This window comes from Bradyrhizobium sp. CCH5-F6 (assembly GCF_001556045.1).
In the GTDB taxonomy this organism is placed as follows: Bacteria; Pseudomonadota; Alphaproteobacteria; order Rhizobiales; family Xanthobacteraceae; genus Bradyrhizobium.
In genome coordinates this window covers 66839-82826 of sequence record NZ_LSIC01000158.1, presented here as the reverse complement: position 1 = coordinate 82826, position 15988 = coordinate 66839, and the positions used below count along the sequence as shown (strand labels likewise).

Below are 15988 nucleotides of genomic sequence, written 5' to 3'. Positions count from 1 at the left end.
GGCGGACCACCGGGGCCAGCCGCAGCGCCGGCAGCACCGCCCGCCATGGCCCGTCCGGCGCCACCTGCGATGGCGCCGCCGCCCGCGATGGCTCGCCCCGCCGCACCGACATCCCATCCTCCTTCGATGCCGCAGCGACCGGCCATGGCGCCACATCCGGCGCCGCGTGTCGCCTCGCCGCCACCCCGCCCCGCCCCGCATGTTGCAGCGCCGCCGCGGGCGGCCCCACACGTGGCGGCCCCGCGGCCTGACGTCCATCGGGCGCCGGCAGCGCCGCAACGACCGGCCCTAGCACCGCGGCCGGCGCCGCACATCGCCGCTCCCTCACGCCCGAGCGCGCCGCCGGCCGTAAGCGATCGGCCGGCACGGCCGGCCGAGATGCTTTCGCGCCAATCGGCGGAACGCCAAGGCCGCGTCGACCGCTTGCAGCAGCGCGTGCAGCAATTGCAGTCGCAAAAGCCGGAAGGCGCAGGGGCGCAACGGGAGCAGCAGCGGTTGCTGCAGTCGCAGAGCCGCCTGCTTGAGCGCGAGCAACGTGCCCAACAACGCGTGCAGCAGGTCGAGCAGCGGCAGCGCGAGATGCTGTCGCGCCAGACGACGGAGCGCCAGACCCGCATCGATCGCCTGCAGCAGCGCGTTCAGCAATTGCAATCGCAAAAGGTGGAAGGCGCGCGAGCGCAACGCGAGCAGCAACGGATGCTCCAGACCCAGAACCGCTTGCTCGGTCGTGAACAGCGCGCGCAGCAACTTGACCTGGCTCGCCAGCAGCGGCTCGGACTGCAGGCTCCGGCCGGGCGCGCCGCGGCGACTGCGGCCGCCGTGCAGGCGGCCGAGCGCGGGCGGTTCGCGGCGCGCTTCCGCGAGCAGGCCACTTCGCAGACCCAGGCGGCCCTCGTTGCTCGCCAGAGCGCCTGGGCGCCCCGGCAGGCCTGGCGCCACCGTCATCCCGCGGTGTTCGTGGCATGGCTTGGGCCAGTGTTCTGGCCTTACGCTTATTCTGACATTTTCAACTACACGTTCTGGTCCTATGCCTACGAACCCGGCTACTGGGCCTACGCCTATGACGATTTCGTCGATACCGTGTTCTGGGGTGGCGATAGCCCCTATTCCGCCTATGCCAGCACCAACCCGTATGACTATCCGCAAGCCCGCGGTGACCGCACGCGTCCACGCGCCAGCGTGAGCCGACAAACGCTCCAGCAATTGTGCGGCGCACCGGACAAGGGCGTGACCGCCTGGCCGCTTGCCGATATCGCGCGCGCGGTGCAGCCGACGCCGGAGCAACGCGCACTGCTCGACGAGTTGAAGACCGCCGCGGCCAACGCTGCCGGCGTGTTCAAGGACTCCTGCGCGGAGACCTATGCCCTGACACCCCCTGGCCGCTTGCGCGCGATGATGAACCGCATCGGCGCGACGCTGGAAGCCGTCAAGATCGTGCGACCGGCACTGGAGAATTTGTACAACTCACTCAGTGACGAACAGCAGGCCCGCTTCAACGCGCTCGGCCCCAATGTCGCCGAGCGATCATCACAGCCGCAGGAAGCCAGTGCAGAGGGCTGCGGCGATCCGAAATCCAGCCTGACGCAGTTGCCGATCCAGAGGGTCGAGGCTGTGCTGCGCCCCGCAGGCAAACAGAAGGAGGCGCTCGACCGTCTCAGCGAAGCGACGGCCAAGGGCGTTGAGGGCCTGCAGGCGGCCTGTCCGAACGATGTGCCGCTGACGCCCGTCGGGCGCCTGGAGGCGATGCAGCACCGGCTCGAGGCCATGCTGACGGCCGCCAAGCTGGTCGAACCCGCCCTGGACGAGTTCTATGCCACGCTGAGCAGCGAGCAGAAGGCACGCTTCAACACGCTGCAACAGGTCGCAAGCCCGTGAGGGCAACGCGCGATTGACCTACACCGCTGTCTGATGCCGCGCGATGCAGGTGCGCAGCACCTCGTCCATCGGCTTGCCCCACCAATCGTTGGAGAAGATCTCGATCTCGGAATAGCCGGCAAAGCCCTGCGCTTCGACCGCTCGGCGCACCGATTTGATGTCGATGACGCCGTCGCCCATCATGCCGCGGTCGTTGAGAATATCTTTCGTCGGCACCAGCCAGTCGCAGACATGGAACGCGAGCAGGCGATCCTGGCCGGCGCGCGCGATCTGCCCCATCAGCTCCGGGTCCCACCAGATGTGATAGACGTCGAGCGCGACACCGAGCATGCCGGTGCGACCAGGATCGAGCCGGTCGCAGATATCGAGCGCCTGCTTCGTGGTGTTCACGCAGGCGCGGTCGGCTGCATAGGCCGGGTGCAGCGGCTCGATCGCCAGCGGCAGCTTCGCCTGTCTGGCGTAGTCGAGCATCTCGGCAAGCGCGTCCTCGACCTGTCCACGCGCCGCCGCGATGTCCTTCGAGGACTCGCTGCCCGGCCGCGAATATTGCGGCAGGCCGCCGACGACGAGGACGATGCAGGGCGCGCCCAGCGCCTTGGCTTCATCGACGCAGCGCCTGTTGTCGTCGCGCACCTCGCCCCGGCGCGAGGCGTCCGAGGTGAACATGCCGCCGCGGCAATAGCCCGACAGATCGAGGCCTGCCTCGCGGACCGCGCGCGCGGCGCGCTCGAGGCCGACGGCGGCAACCTGGTCGCGCCAGGGATCGATGGCGCGGATGCCGTGCTTCGCACAGGCATCGACGATCGCGACGAGGTCACCCTGCTTGCGGACGGTTGCCGTGTTCAACGACAGCCAGCGGTGGTCGGACGAAAAGTCGCGCATCAGGATTCGATACCGTGGGTGGCGAGCACGGTCTTCATCCGCTGCATCGCGAGTTCGGGGTTGGCGAGCAGGCCGGCCTTGTCAGCCAGACGGAACAGCTCGGCCAGATGCAGCGTCGAGCGCGTGCTCTCCTGGCCGCCGACCATGGTGAAATGATCCTGATGGCCGTTGAGATAGGCCATGAACACCACGCCGGTCTTGTAGAAGCGCGTCGGCGCCTTGAAGATGTGACGCGACAACGGCACGGTCGGGCCGAGCACGTCGTGAAAGCCGGCCTCGTCCCCGGCCGCCAACCGCGACAGCGCGTAGGAGGCCGCCGGCGCGATCGCATCGAAGATGCCGAGCAGCGCATGCGAGAAACCCTGCTCGTCGCCGGCGATCAGCTCGGCGTAATTGAAGTCGTCCCCCGTGTACATCCTGATGCGCTTGTCGAGGCGGCGGCGCATGTCGATCTCGCGCTGCTTGTCCAAAAGCGAGACTTTGACGCCGTCGACCTTGGCGGCGTTGCCGTTGATGATGGCGACAGCAATGTCCATCGCCTTGTCGAGTTCCTTGGTGCCCCAATAGCCCGTCAGGGCCGGATCGAACATGTCGCCGAGCCAGTGGATGATCACGGGCTCACGGACCTGCGACAGCACGCGGTCATAGACCTTGGCGTAATCGTCGGCGTTGCGGCCGAGTTTTGCGAGCGCCCGCGACGCCATCAGGATGATGCGGCCGCCGACCTTCTCGACTGCGGAGACCTGCTCCTCATAGGCGCGGATCACGTCGTCGAGGCTCTTGGCATCTTCGACCGCAAGATGGTCTGTACCTGCGCCGGAAAACACCAGCGCGTTGCGGCGCTTGGCGGCTGCGACCGAACGCTTGATCAGCTCCAGCGAGGTCGGCCAATCCAGCCCCATGCCGCGCTGGGCCGTGTCCATGGCTTCGGCAACGCCGAGGCCGAGATCCCAGACGTGCTCGCGGAAAGCGATGGTCTTGTCCCAATCGACGGAGACCGAAAGCCAGGGATCGTTGTCGGCGAAGGGATCGGCGACCGTATGCACGGCCGAGAAGGCGATGCGGTTGAGCGCCCCTTCGAGCTTTGCGGGGAACGTGCGGGAGGCCGCGAGCCGGTAAGTCTCGATCGATCGATCGGCTTTCGGCAGCTTGAGCGACAATGACGACATCGGCTGGACGGGTTTATTCATGACTCAGACCTCTCCTCCGTCATTGCGAGGAGCGAAGCGACGAAGCAATCCAGAGTCTTTCCGCGGGGACAGACTGGATTGCTTCGCTCCGCTCGCAATGACGGCTTGGTGGACATCGGGGTTTATCCGATCAATCTCACGCCTTGATCGGAGCGACGTCGATCCAGCGCCGCTCCTTCCAGCTCTTGAGCGCGCATTCGGCGAGCTGCACGCCCTTGGCGCCTTCGAGCAGCGTGAACTTGTAGGGCGCATCCTCGTAGACGTGACGGATGAACATTTCCCACTGCTCCTTGAAGCCGTTGTCGTAGGTGACGTTGTCGGGCAGCTTCTGCCAATCGCCGTAGAAATCGTGCAGCCGCTTCTCGTCGGGATTCCACACCGGCCTTGGGGTGGCCTGCCGCGCCTGGATCATGCAGTCGGTGAGACCCGCGACCGCCGAGCCGTGGGTGCCGTCGACCTGGAAGGTGACGAGGTCGTCGCGATAGACGCGCGTCACCCAGGACATGTTGATGTGGGCGATGACGCCGCCTTCGAGCTGGAACGTGGCGTAGGCGGAATCGTCCGCGGTCGCCTTGTACTTCTTGCCCTGCTCGTCGAAGCGCTCGGGAATGTCGGTGTTGCCGATGCAGACCACGCTCTGGACGTTGCCGAAGAGATTGTCGAGCACGTAACGCCAGTGGCAGACCATGTCGAGAATGATGCCGCCGCCGTCCTCGTCGCGATAGTTCCAGGATGGCCGTTGCGCCTCCTGCCAGCCGCCTTCGAACACCCAATAGCCGAATTCGCCACGCACCGAGAGAATGCGGCCGAAGAAGCCGGAATCGCGCAGGAAGGCGATCTTCTTCAGGCCCGGCAGGAACAGCTTGTCCTGCACCGTGCCATGCTTGACACCCTTGGCGTTCGCAAGCTTCACGACCTCGACGGCCTCCTCGAAATTCGTCGCGATCGGCTTCTCGCAATAGACGTGCTTGCCGGCATTGATGGCCTGGGTCAGCAGGCCGGGCCTTGCCTGCGTGGTCGCGGCATCGAAGAACATGGTGTCGTTCTTGTCGGCGAGCGCCGCATCGAGATCGGTGGTCCAGCGCGTGATGTTGAAGCGCTTCGCCAGCGCCTCGACCTTCTCCGCGCTGCGGCCGACCAGGATCGGGTCAGGCATGATGCGGTCGCCGTTCTTCAGGCGGACGCCTCCCTGGTCGCGGATCGCCACGATCGAGCGGATCAGATGCTGGTTGAGCCCCATGCGGCCGGTGACGCCGTTCATGATGAGGCCGAGGCGTTGGGTAGTCATGCCGGATACTCCTGAAGTGATGTCGGCTGTTCGAGCGGGCGAAGCGCCAACCAGTCCGGATGGACCGACGTCGCAAAGCCCGTTGTGTGGAGCGATCCCGTCAGGAGATCGCCGTCGTGAATCGAGAGGCGGATGCCCTGCCCGGTGTCGGCATAGAGATCGGGATGCGCGGCGGCGAAGGCCTGCGCTTCGGTGGCCGGCGTCTCGCCAAAACCGTCGACGTAATGATGGCCGTTGCGCTCGGCGTGGGTGACGCCGATGAAGGCGCCGAGCGCGAGGTCCTGCTGCACAGCGAGACCGGCCTGGCAGGTGAGGTCCTCGCCGGTCACGAAGAACCTCTCGCCGTCCGCGCTCCATTTCGCCGCGCGGGTCGCGTTGACGATGGATTTGTAGAGACCCTTGCAGGATTTGGAGGAGATGCCGCGATAGCCGAGCCCCCGCGCTGTCGGGAACGCATCGTAGGAATCGTCGGCTTCGTCGATGATGAAGCCGTGCGCGGCCAGCGCGCCCAGCGGCGATTGCCAGGTGAAGTCGCGCGGCATCGGCTGTTCGACATAGAGCAACCGCGCCGTGATCGCGCGTAGCGCGGCGTCATGATCGATCCGGTCCATCAGTTCATGCAACGCCGCAAGGTCGGCATACTGCTCATTGGCGTCGAGCGTAACCTTGTAGTCACGTCCCAGCGTGTCGAGCTCCTTACCGATCCGCGCCAGCCGCGACGCATCGGCAGCCGGATCGCCCGACAGCTTGAGCTTGAAATAGCGCGCACCTGCGTTCTCCCTTGGACCGGCAACGCCGCCCTCGCCCTCGACGGCATCGTCAAGACCGACGGTGTGCCTGATGGCAACACGCTCCAGCGGCACCCGGAGGGAGAGGAACGTCCTGATGTCCCTCTCGCTCAGGTCAGGAGAAAGCCGCGCATCGATGCCCGCAATGTTGCCGGCCATCCCGTCGAAGAAATTGGTCTCGGCGGCGCGGAGCAGCGCGTCGAGGATGGCCTTGTCGATCTCGGCCGGGCCGTAGCTTGCTGCGAGCGACGGAATGTTCTTCTTCGCGCAGGTCGCGACCTGGGCACCGATGCACGAGGCATGCAGATCGAACGCGGTCTGGTATCCGGTCCGTGCCAGGTAGAGACCGCGCGCGATCTCCAGCGAGCGACGCAAGCCATCGACCGTCTGCGCCGGCGACAGCTCCGGTCGCTTGTCGAACCATTTCGGCACCAGCAACTCGGCACTGGCGCCGACGGCAACGCCCCTGCCCTCGACCTCGATCTCGACCCGCACGAACAGCTGCGGCGTCGCGGTGATGGTGATCGCGCCAAAGCGGAACGGCCGCGCGAATCGCACGGGACGTTCGAAGAAGGCGATGTCTCGCAGCTTCAGGCGCGGGGACATGATGCTAGTTGGCCCCACAAAGCTGGCCGCGGAGGCGGTGCACCTCTCCCGCTTGCGGGGGTCGGCACGTTCCGGGCGATGCGAAGCATCGTCCCGTGCCGGGTGAGGGTTCTATCCTCTTGGGGAGTCTTTCCAGCGGAGACACCCTCTCCCCAACCCTCCCCCGCAGGCGGGGGAGGGAGCGCACCGTGCATGTGGTGGCTTCAGAGAACAGCATCGCCCTAGTCCAGCGCCCCTTGCGAGAAGAAGTGCTTGCGGATGCGCTGCACGAGCTCGGTGAAGACAGGATCGGCCATCGCATCGAGCGAGCGCGGGCGCGGCAGCGGCACGTCGTAGATCGCGGCGATCGCGCCGGGGCGCTCGGTCATGACCAGAACGCGGTCGGCGAGGAACACGGCTTCGGGAATGGAATGCGTGATCAGCAGCACCGTCTTCCTGGTCTCGCGCTGGATCCGCATCAGCTCGACATTCATGCGTTCGCGCGTCAGCGCGTCCAGCGCGCCGAACGGCTCGTCCATCAGCATGATCCTGGGATCGTGCACCAGCGCGCGGCAGATCGAGGCGCGCTGCTGCATGCCGCCGGAGAGCTGCCAGGGCAGCTTCTTCTCGAAGCCTTCGAGCCCGACCAGCTTCAACAGCGACTGGGCGCGTTCAAGATATTTCTGCCGCGGCAGCCGCTTCATGTCGATCGGCAGCATCACGTTGTTGAGGATGTTGCGCCATGGCAGGAGCAGCGCGTTCTGGAAGACGATGCCGACATTGCCGTGCGGCGTCGTCACCTTCTCGCCCTCGACCAGGATCTCGCCCGTCGTCGGCGGCAGCAGGCCCGATATCAGCTTGAGCAGCGTGGACTTGCCGCAGCCGCTTGGGCCGACCACGACGAAGAACTCGCCGTCGTTGATGTGGAAGTCGAGCGGACGCAGCGACGGCACGTCGCCGTCGCGCGTCCGGTAGGTCTTCGACACGCCCGACAGCTTGATGCCCGACGCGTCGCCGGCAGCCCGGTCGCTCACCAGTCTCAGATGCGCGGCCGGCTGCGCGGTTTCACTCATGACAGTCGCTGGTTTCACGAGCCGCTCTTCGGCAGATAATCGTTGGTGTAGAAGGCCTTCGGGTTCTCCTTGGCCTTCGCATCGAGGCCGCCATATTCGACCATCAGATTGACCGTATCAGTCATGTTCTGGTCGGTGACCTGGAACGGTCGCTTGCTCTTGGTCTCCGCAGTCCGGTAGAGCGGAATGGTCAGCTCGAAACCCTGCGTCAGCGTATCGATCTTGCCGCCCTTGGGGTTGGCGTCGAGGATCGCCTGCGCCGCGGCCTTCGGCTCCTTCTCGGCGGCCTCGACCGCCTTGGTCGTCGCCGACATGAAGCGGCGGACGAGATCGGCATTGGCCTTCACATAATCGGCGTTGGCGATGATGCCCGACGACACCATGTTGATGCCGTAGTCCGCGAACTTGATCGGATAGACGTCCTTGCCGGTCGCGTCCTTGATCTTCATCGACTGGTCCATGACGTAACCGAGCAGAAGATCAGCCTGGCCGTTGATGACGGCGTTGAGCTTGGTCTGGCCGTCGCCCGCAACGGTCTTGAAGTCGCTTTCCTTCAGGCCGGTCTTCTTCAGGAACAGTGGCCAGATCTGAGTCATGGAGTCGGCCGGCGTGATCGCCACCGTCTTGCCCTTGATGTCTTCGGGCTTCCTGATGTTCTTGTCGGCGAAGCCCATGGCGGACATCGGCGAGGTCTGAAGCAGCACGCCGGTCGCAACCACGGGCGCGCCCTTGATCGCGGCGCGCATCATGGTGGGGACGTCGACATAGCCGAAATCTGCCGTCTTGGCGGCGACGGCCTGCGTGGTCGCCGCCGAGCCGCGGCCTTCCTGGATCTCGAGCTCGATGCCTTCGGCCGCGTAGATGCCCTTGGCCTTGCCGTAATAGAACGGTGCGTGCTCGCCATAGACGTACCAGTTGAGCATCAGCACGACCTTGTCGGCCGCATGAGCCGGCATGGCCGCGAAGGTCATCAGCACCGCCGAGACAACCCCAATCAAGCGCTTCATCGTCACTCTCCCTTGCCCTTGTTGCGTCGGCCGTTGGTGGCCGCTCGTCGCTTCACGTCAGAGCCGCAAATACTCAAGCGGCGAAAATCACGTCCTCGCGCTGGCTGACATGCCAGGGAATCACAAGCTTCTCGATGCGGTCGACGATCCAGAACAGGACCACGCCGAGCAGCGCGAGAATGACGAGGGCCGCGAACATCGTCGGCAGATCGAACGTGCCGATCGAACGCTGCATCACGTAGCCGATGCCGGAATTGGAGCCGACGAACTCTCCGACGACGGCGCCGACCACGGCCAGCGTCACCGACACTTTCAGCCCTGAGAAGATCGCCGGCAGAGCATGCGGCAGGTTCACCGCGCGGAACACCTGGAAGCGACTGCCCTGCATGGCGCGGGCGAGATCGACCATGTCAGGATCGACCGATTTGAAGCCCTGCACGGCGGACACGACCACAGGGAAGAAGCCGAGCAGGAACGCGGAAATCACTTTGGGAATGATGCCGAAGCCGAACCAGACCACGAACAGCGGCGCGATCGCGATCTTCGGCACGGATTGCGAGAACACCAGCAGCGGATAGACGTAGCTCTCCACCGTCTTCGAGCCCGCGATCAGCATCGCCACGGGAATGCCGAACAGCGCCGACAGCAGGAAGCCGCAGACGGTCGCATAGGTCGTTGGCCATGACTGGCGCAGCAGCTCCGGCCATTCGGTGCGGAGCACCGCGACGACATCGAGCGGCGACGGGATCTGGTAGGCGGGGATTCCGAACAGACGGATCGCGAGATCCCAGGCGACAACGATGAAGACGAGGAACAAGAACGGCCGAACCCAGGCCGCATTCAGCATCTTGGACACCGCATTTTGCGGCTTCGGCTCGGCCAATTTTCACTCCCGGCATTTTTTTCGTTGTGGGGAGAAATTAACCCGTTGGATAAATACTGTCCAGAGCTTTCCGTGTGACGTTTTGCGACGGTTCCAGGCTTTGTGGGGAAGGACTATCGCCTCCCGTGTCCCGGACGCGCTGCAACGCGAAGCGTTGCTGCGCTGCGTCCGGGGCACGAGACCGGCCCACCCTCGGTGTCATTCCCCGCGCAGGCGGGGAATCCAGTACGCCGCGGCTTCTGCGTATCCCGCCGACGCCTCTGGAATACTGGATTGCCCGCCTGCGCGGGCAATGACGGCGGAGATTGAGGAAAAGGCGGATACCAAATCCGCCAAAGCCTGCGACTCGCAGACTACGCCGTCTGCACCACGCTGCCGCGGGCCTTCGGCGCTTTCGCGATCTCGAACAGCGCCACGGACTGCCCTGTCAGCGCGGCCAGGACCAGGCCGACCATATGCGCGAGCCGTTCGTCCTTGGCTTTCTTGTCCAGGAGATCGCGGCCGAAGATCACGCTGAGCGTTGCCGAGTTGGAGAGATAGAAGAAGCTCAGCGCCGCGATGGAGATGTAGAGCTGCACCGGATCGACCGCGACCTGGAAATCGCCGCTGTCGACGCCGCGCCGCACCACGGTTCGGATCATCTCGACGAAGGGCGAGTGCATCGACTTGACCTTGGTCGATTTCTTCAGGTGTTTGGCGCGCGCGAGGTTCTCGGTCTGAAGCAGCGACAGGAACTCGGGATTGCGCAGGAAGTAGTTCCAGGTGAACTCGATCAGCCGCCTGATGGCCTCAGGCGGTTCGAGATGTTCGAGATCGAGCCCGCGCTCCTCGCTGCGGATCTTGTCATAGGCGCCTTCGAGGACCGCGAGATAGAGTTCGTCCTTGTTGCCGACGTGATAATAGAGCATGCGCTTGTTCGCCCCGGCCTTCGCCGCGATGCGGTCGACGCGCGCGCCGGCGAGCCCATGGGCGGAAAACTCCTGCTTGGCCGCTTCGAGAATGCGCAGCCGCATTCCCTCGGGATCGCGCTGCCATTTCAGAGTTCGCTTTGCCTTCGCCTTCGCCAAACCGGGTGCTCGCTGGGTGCTTACAAGACGCGTGTAACACGCGGGCAGGCGTTTGAGAACGCAAGGTTGCTGGTTGGCTCCGTCATTCCGGGGCGCGCCCTCTTGGGCGCGAGCCCGGAATCCATTGTGCGGCAGGGGCGGTGGATGAATAGATTCCGGGCTCGTCGCTTCGCGACGCCCCGGAATGACAATCACTCCACCGGCTTCGGCGAGCGCTCCAGCAAGACGGTCTGGATTCCACAGGTCCCGTTCCGCACCGTCATGATCCGCGTGCCCGGCTTGCGGCCGTTGCGGACTTCGCTGACGTCGAGGCCGGCAGCGATCAGGCGGGCGCGGGTGGCGTCGATATCGGCGACCCGCCAGCTCAGGCCCCAGAGCCGGTCATGCGCGAGGTCACCGCCGGCGACGGGCCGGCGCACCACCTCGACGATGAGGTCGCCGCAGCGGAAGAACATCAGCTGGCCCCAGTCCTGGTGCGAGCGGTCGAGCGCCAGATCGAGCCCGAGCCGCGCACCATAGAGCGCGGCGGCGCGCTCGGAATCTTCGGTGGTGATGACGACGTGGTCGAGCGCGTCGATCGGCGCGATATCTGTCGCGACCGACTTCGGACGCTCGGAGGCCAGCTCGAGGAAGAACATGCGCACGCCGCGCGTGAGTTCTGTGGCCGCCCGCGTGCGCTTCCAGTGCAGCACGGCGTCGGTGACCGCGTCGCTGCTTTCGACCTCCGCAACCGGATCCGGCCTCAAGGCCACCCGCTCCAGCCGCCGGTGCATCTTGCCGATGTCCGCGACACGAAAGCACAGGCTGGCGAGCATGCCCTCCTGGTCGTCGAGCAGCGCGCGCATGCGGTCGGCGGTGACGCTGAAGCCGTGAGGGGCCATCAGCTCGATCGTCATGTTGTCGAGGGTGAACAGCACCCGGTCAGCGCCCTCGCCGGAATTCTGCCAGGCCGGCGCGCGGGCGAGCAGGGTCTGATAGGCCGCCTTGGCCGCACCGATATCGCTCACCAGAACGACGATGTGATCGAGACCGGTGATCATCCTGCACCCTTTTGATCGACCTGGAACTTACGGACCGAAAGACGGCGTTTGTCCGGGCTTGGCATTGGCCCGACTTGGTCGTATTCCGGCAACATGCTGACCTCAAGCGCTTCGGGCGGCAGTTTTGCGAATAATTTCAGCGTCCCTCCGGAGCGGAACCGGTGCTAGAGTAATCCCGCCGGCCGGGACCACAAGCGCATCACGGACAATCAATGCAGGCTCTCTTCATCGGACAGACCTATATCGACGTCGTCTTCATCACCGACCACATGCCGACCGGCGACGAGAAGCACGTGGCCTCGGACTACGCGGTCTCCTTCGGCGGCAATGCGGTGACGGCGGCGTTCTGCTGCGCCAAGCTCGGCATCGTGCCCGATCTCATCGCCACCGCGGCCAATGACTGGCTGGGGCGCATGTTCCAGGACATGTGCGCGAAGTACGGCATCTCGCTGCATGGCCGCAAGGTCAACCAATCCTCGCTCTCCTTCATCATGCCCAAGGACGGCAAGCGCGCCATCGTCCGCTGCCGCGACGACGAGCATATCCACCCCTTCCCGATGCTCAATCTCGGCGGCTGCCGCGCGCTGCATGTCGACGGCCACCAGCCGGATGCCGCGATCCACTACGCAAAAGTCTGCCGCGAGGCGGGCGTCCTGACCTCGCTCGACGGCGGCGGGCTGCGCACCAACACCCACGAGCTGCTCGAATATATCGACGTCGCGATCGTCGCCGAGCGGCTGTGCGAGCAGATGGACCTGACGCCGGAGAAGATGCTCGACTATCTCAAGGGCCGCGGCTGCAAGATCGGCGGCGTCACCATGGGCGAGAAGGGCCTGCTCTGGTACGACGAGACAGGAACGGTGCAGGTGATGCCGGCGATGCCGATCCCGCGCGAGCGCGTGATCGACACCAACGGCGCCGGCGACGTCTTCCACGGCGCTTACGTCTATTCCTACCTCGCCCATCCCGGCAAAAGCTGGCGCGAGCATTTCGATTTCGCGCGCGCGGCCTCGACCTTCAAGATCCAGCGCCTCGGCAACGAGGCCGGCTTGCCGACACTCGTCGACATCGCCAAGGTCAGGCACGAGTTCGAGGTCAGGGTCTAACCGTCGCAGGGATCAGGATGGGGCGCGTTTTCGTCGCCGGCAGCATCAACATGGATGTGGTGGCGACCGCCGATCGCCATCCGAAAGTTGGCGAGACCGTCGCCGGCCGCCAGGTGCTGTATTTTCCGGGTGGCAAGGGTGCCAACCAGGCGGTCGCGGCGTCCCGGCTTGGCGCGCGAACCACGCTGATCGGACGGCTGGGCAAGGATTCGTTCGGAGCCGAGCTGAAGGCATTCCTGTGCGATCAGGGCATCGATCTCGGCTATGTCGTGGAGACGGCGGACGCCCACACCGGCACCGCGATCATCACGGTGGCGCAGGCCGATAACACCATCGTCGTCGTTCCCGGGGCGAACGGGCTGGTCGGCGCTGACGACGTCGAGGTCGTGCCGCTGCTGGCGGGCGACGTCGCCGTCAGCCAGTTCGAGATCCCGCTGCCGGCCATCGCCGCGTTCTTCCGGCGCGCCCGCGCCGCCGGGGCCACGACCCTGCTCAACCCGGCGCCGGCGCAGGCCATGTCCCGCGAGTTGCTCGCGCTCGTCGACATCCTCGTGCTGAACGAGACCGAGCTCGGCTTCCTCGCCGGCAGCGAGGTCTCCGAGAACGACGAGGCGGCCAAGATCATTGCCGTGGCGCGGCAGCTTCAGGCACGCGAGGACCAGACCATCTGCGTCACGCTCGGCAAGCGCGGGGTGCTCGCGCTGGCGGGGCGCGAGGAGATTGCCGTGCCGGGACGCTCGGTGAAGGCGGTCGACACCACCGGCGCCGGCGACTGCTTCGTCGGCGCGCTGGCCGCGCAACTGGCCGACGATGTGCCCTTGCGCGCCGCCCTCGCCTTCGCCAATGCCGCCGCCTCGATCAGCGTGCAGCGGATGGGCGCCGGGCCGTCGATGCCGACGGCCGCGGAGGTGGCGGCGGTTTTGTAGCGCCAAACGCTCAGGCCAGCGCGCTCTTCAGGTCAAAAGTCTCGTCCGCGGCCTGCTCCGGCGTGATCGAGCGATCCATGGCCTGCAGGCGGCGGCCGAACATGTGATCGCCGGCGCGGTTGATCGATTCGATGCCGAGCAGCTTGTCGCCCTTGTAGCAGAATGCCGAGAACGCCTTCTTGGCGGGGTCTCCGCGCAGCACGACGCGGTCGTAGCCGGTGGTGAGCCCTGCGATCTGGAGCTTGTCGTCGCCCTGGTCGCTCCAGAACCAGGGATGGCTGTCGTAGGGCTTCTTGTCGCCGGTCAGGCGGGCCGCGAGGCAGCGGGCGTGGTCGGTGGCGTTCTGCACCGATTCCAGCCGCAGCGATCCGCCGAAGCGCGGGCTCGCAAACAGCGCGCAATCGCCGATCGCGGAGATATCAGGATCGGCCGTCGCAAGATATTCGTCGACGATGATGCCGGCAGCGACCGGCAGCCCGGCCTCGGCCGCGAGTTCGATGTTCGGCAGCACGCCAACCCCGACCACGACGAGGTCGGCGGGCAGATGACGGCCATCGCTGAGAGATACGCCGGTGACCTTGCCGCCCTCGGCCTCGATCGAGGTGGCCTGCACGCCGAGATGGATGCGGATGCCGGCCTCACGATGGCGCTCTTGAAAATACTCCGAGACCTCGGCCGTCACGGCGCGCGCCATCACGCGCGGGGCGAGCTCGAGCACGTCGACCTCGAGGCCCTTGATCCGCGCAGTGGACGCGAATTCGAGGCCGATGAAGCCGGCGCCGATGATGACGGCGCGCTTCCGGGTGGGCATGATCTGCCGCAGCGCCTCGCTGTCGTCGAGGATGCGCAGATATTTCACGTCGGGCAGGTTGGCGTTGGGGAGATCCAGCAGGCGATTGCGCGCGCCCGTCGCCAGCACGAGATGGCCGTAAGGCAGCGTCTCGCCCGAGGCGAGCAGGACCTTGTGGCCGGCGCGGTCGATCGAGACGGCGCGGCCCGCGAGCAACTCGATCTTCTGGTCCTGGTAGAATTTCTCCGGCCGGAACATCAGGCTCTCCGGCCCCGCCGAGCCCTTGATGTAGGCCTTCGACAGCGGCGGGCGCTGATAGGGCAGATGCGCCTCGTCATTGATCAGGCAAATGCGCTCTGAAAAACCCGCCTGGCGCAGCGATGCCGCGACCTGGTAGCCGCCATGGCCGGCACCGACGATGATCACCGGACCGCCGGTCATTGGACAGTCCACTTCCGCAAGACACGAGCGTGACCCATGTCGTCTCCTCGATCGCTGATTTTGGTTTGCTGGCCTTTGGAGGAGCCGGCGCTCGTGTCCGTCTCTTGGCGAAGGCCAGCCCATTTGAGCCTATCGTTCGGCCCAGTGCAAGAGCGGCGGGCGGGGCACTGGCGGCCCGGGGATTGTCACCCCACGGCTTCTGCGATTTAGTTGCGGTAATCACCTCATGCCGGGGATTTCAAGATGCCAGCTCCCGTTTCAAAGCCCGACGATCCTGCCCTGCTCCGGATCGACGGCCCGATCGCCACCATCACCCTCAACCGTCCTGCCGCGTACAACTCGATCAATCTCGCGATCGCACAGAAGCTCGAGCAGCTCGCGGCCTATCTCGAAGGCGCGGACGACATCCGCGTCGTCGTCCTCGAAGGCGAAGGCCGCGCCTTCTCGGCCGGCGGCGATCTGCAGACGATCGGGGCCGCCGCCGAAGCCGGCACGGTGACGCCCGTCGTCGGCGAGCTCCTGAAGCACTATCACGCCTTCATCGAGATCATCCGCCGCATGCCGAAGATCTCGCTGTCGAGCGTGCACGGCTCGGCGGCCGGCGCCGGCATGGGCCTCGCTTTCGTCACCGATCTCTGCATTGCCGCTGACGATGCCAGGTTCACGCCGGCCTATGCCAAGATCGGGGTGTCGCCGGACGGCGGCTCGACGGTCGGCATCGTCGGCACGGTCGGCTCGCGCCGCGCGCTGCAGATCTTTCTCGCCGAGGACAATTTTACTGCGCAGCAGGCCTATGAATGGGGCCTTGTCGCCAGGACCGTTCCCGCCACCGAGCTGAAGGCGGCAACGCGGCAGCTCGCCGAACGCCTCGCGCAGAACCCGCCGGCCGCGATCGCCGGCACCAAGCAGCTGGTCTACCAGGCTGCGACGACGCCGGTGAAGCAGCAGCTCGATGCCGAGGAGCACAAGATCATCATGGCGATGAACACGGAGGAGTTTCGCACCGCCGTGAAGAAGTTCACGAGCAAGAGCAAATAGCGGCGCGGT

General features: G+C 65.7%; 14 protein-coding genes. 4 read left to right on the top strand and 10 right to left on the bottom strand.

The features are described from left to right. Window positions 1-423 precede the first annotated feature (423 nt). The gene (locus tag AX729_RS27920) at window positions 424-1875 is read left to right on the top strand and encodes a Spy/CpxP family protein refolding chaperone (protein ID WP_063817298.1); all 1452 of its coding nucleotides are present in this window, start codon (window positions 424-426) and stop codon (window positions 1873-1875) included. A gap of 18 nt (window positions 1876-1893) precedes the next feature. Here AX729_RS27920 and AX729_RS27915 read toward each other — a convergent pair whose 3' ends face one another. The 9 genes from AX729_RS27915 to AX729_RS27875 all read right to left on the bottom strand — a co-directional run bounded on the left by AX729_RS27915 (window position 1894) and on the right by AX729_RS27875 (window position 11678). Beyond that, window positions 1894-2757 carry a sugar phosphate isomerase/epimerase family protein gene (locus tag AX729_RS27915; protein WP_061027426.1) on the bottom strand — a complete coding sequence of 288 codons (864 nt, stop codon included), beginning with the start codon at window positions 2755-2757 and terminating at the stop codon, window positions 1894-1896. Continuing rightward, window positions 2757-3947 carry a dihydrodipicolinate synthase family protein gene (locus AX729_RS27910; protein WP_061027425.1) on the bottom strand — a complete coding sequence of 397 codons (1191 nt, stop codon included), beginning with the start codon at window positions 3945-3947 and terminating at the stop codon, window positions 2757-2759. The genes AX729_RS27915 and AX729_RS27910 overlap by 1 nt, the downstream gene beginning before the upstream one ends. A 136-nt stretch (window positions 3948-4083) precedes the next feature. Further along, window positions 4084-5235 (bottom strand): Gfo/Idh/MocA family protein, encoded by a 1152-nt coding sequence (locus tag AX729_RS27905; protein WP_061027424.1) that lies wholly within the window; start codon window positions 5233-5235, stop codon window positions 4084-4086. After that, window positions 5232-6629 carry an enolase-like domain-containing protein gene (locus tag AX729_RS27900; RefSeq protein WP_061027423.1) on the bottom strand — a complete coding sequence of 466 codons (1398 nt, stop codon included), beginning with the start codon at window positions 6627-6629 and terminating at the stop codon, window positions 5232-5234. Before AX729_RS27900 ends, AX729_RS27905 begins: the two co-directional genes overlap by 4 nt. A 221-nt stretch (window positions 6630-6850) precedes the next feature. Further along, window positions 6851-7681, bottom strand: coding sequence for an ABC transporter ATP-binding protein (locus AX729_RS27895; protein WP_197433687.1), 831 nt, complete (start codon window positions 7679-7681; stop codon window positions 6851-6853). A gap of 14 nt (window positions 7682-7695) precedes the next feature. Continuing rightward, the gene (locus AX729_RS27890; RefSeq protein ID WP_061027421.1) at window positions 7696-8688 is read right to left on the bottom strand and encodes an ABC transporter substrate-binding protein; all 993 of its coding nucleotides are present in this window, start codon (window positions 8686-8688) and stop codon (window positions 7696-7698) included. Window positions 8689-8761: 73 nt separating this feature from the next. Further along, window positions 8762-9571 (bottom strand): ABC transporter permease, encoded by an 810-nt coding sequence (locus AX729_RS27885; RefSeq protein ID WP_061027420.1) that lies wholly within the window; start codon window positions 9569-9571, stop codon window positions 8762-8764. A gap of 353 nt (window positions 9572-9924) precedes the next feature. Next, window positions 9925-10584, bottom strand: a complete 660-nt coding sequence (locus tag AX729_RS27880; protein WP_061027419.1) for a TetR/AcrR family transcriptional regulator — start codon at window positions 10582-10584, stop codon at window positions 9925-9927. A gap of 245 nt (window positions 10585-10829) precedes the next feature. Continuing rightward, window positions 10830-11678, bottom strand: a complete 849-nt coding sequence (locus AX729_RS27875) for a VOC family protein (protein WP_061027418.1) — start codon at window positions 11676-11678, stop codon at window positions 10830-10832. Window positions 11679-11890: 212 nt separating this feature from the next. Here AX729_RS27875 and AX729_RS27870 point away from each other — a divergent pair, with 212 nt between their 5' ends. After that, entirely contained in the window at window positions 11891-12784 is an 894-nt protein-coding gene (locus AX729_RS27870; protein WP_061027417.1) for a sugar kinase, read from the top strand. 17 nt (window positions 12785-12801) lie between these two features. Beyond that, a complete protein-coding gene (gene rbsK / locus AX729_RS27865) occupies window positions 12802-13710 on the top strand; it encodes a ribokinase (protein ID WP_061027416.1) in 909 nt (302 codons plus the stop codon). Between the two features lie 10 nt (window positions 13711-13720). On the opposite strand, the gene AX729_RS27860 is transcribed toward rbsK, so the two are convergent. Next, on the bottom strand, window positions 13721-14941 hold the full coding sequence (locus AX729_RS27860; protein WP_061027415.1) for an NAD(P)/FAD-dependent oxidoreductase: 1221 nt from the start codon (window positions 14939-14941) through the stop codon (window positions 13721-13723). 243 nt (window positions 14942-15184) lie between these two features. Between AX729_RS27860 and AX729_RS27855 the strand changes: the two genes are divergently transcribed. Then, a complete protein-coding gene (locus AX729_RS27855; RefSeq protein ID WP_061027414.1) occupies window positions 15185-15979 on the top strand; it encodes an enoyl-CoA hydratase/isomerase family protein in 795 nt (264 codons plus the stop codon). Window positions 15980-15988: the final 9 nt, after the last annotated feature.

What these genes read in the sequence shown, in the direction of transcription:
- AX729_RS27875 (WP_061027418.1), bottom strand. Translation starts at nt 11,678, where the DNA reads ATGATCACCGGTCTCGATCACATCGTCGTTCTGGTGAGCGATATCGGT.
- rbsK (WP_061027416.1), top strand. Translation starts at nt 12,802, where the DNA reads ATGGGGCGCGTTTTCGTCGCCGGCAGCATCAACATGGATGTGGTGGCG.
- AX729_RS27860 (WP_061027415.1), bottom strand. Translation starts at nt 14,941, where the DNA reads ATGACCGGCGGTCCGGTGATCATCGTCGGTGCCGGCCATGGCGGCTAC.
- AX729_RS27895 (WP_197433687.1), bottom strand. Translation starts at nt 7,681, where the DNA reads ATGAGTGAAACCGCGCAGCCGGCCGCGCATCTGAGACTGGTGAGCGAC.
- AX729_RS27905 (WP_061027424.1), bottom strand. Translation starts at nt 5,235, where the DNA reads ATGACTACCCAACGCCTCGGCCTCATCATGAACGGCGTCACCGGCCGC.
- AX729_RS27910 (WP_061027425.1), bottom strand. Translation starts at nt 3,947, where the DNA reads ATGAATAAACCCGTCCAGCCGATGTCGTCATTGTCGCTCAAGCTGCCG.
- AX729_RS27915 (WP_061027426.1), bottom strand. Translation starts at nt 2,757, where the DNA reads ATGCGCGACTTTTCGTCCGACCACCGCTGGCTGTCGTTGAACACGGCA.
- AX729_RS27900 (WP_061027423.1), bottom strand. Translation starts at nt 6,629, where the DNA reads ATGTCCCCGCGCCTGAAGCTGCGAGACATCGCCTTCTTCGAACGTCCC.
- AX729_RS27870 (WP_061027417.1), top strand. Translation starts at nt 11,891, where the DNA reads ATGCAGGCTCTCTTCATCGGACAGACCTATATCGACGTCGTCTTCATC.
- AX729_RS27855 (WP_061027414.1), top strand. Translation starts at nt 15,185, where the DNA reads ATGCCAGCTCCCGTTTCAAAGCCCGACGATCCTGCCCTGCTCCGGATC.
- AX729_RS27890 (WP_061027421.1), bottom strand. Translation starts at nt 8,688, where the DNA reads ATGAAGCGCTTGATTGGGGTTGTCTCGGCGGTGCTGATGACCTTCGCG.
- AX729_RS27880 (WP_061027419.1), bottom strand. Translation starts at nt 10,584, where the DNA reads ATGCGGCTGCGCATTCTCGAAGCGGCCAAGCAGGAGTTTTCCGCCCAT.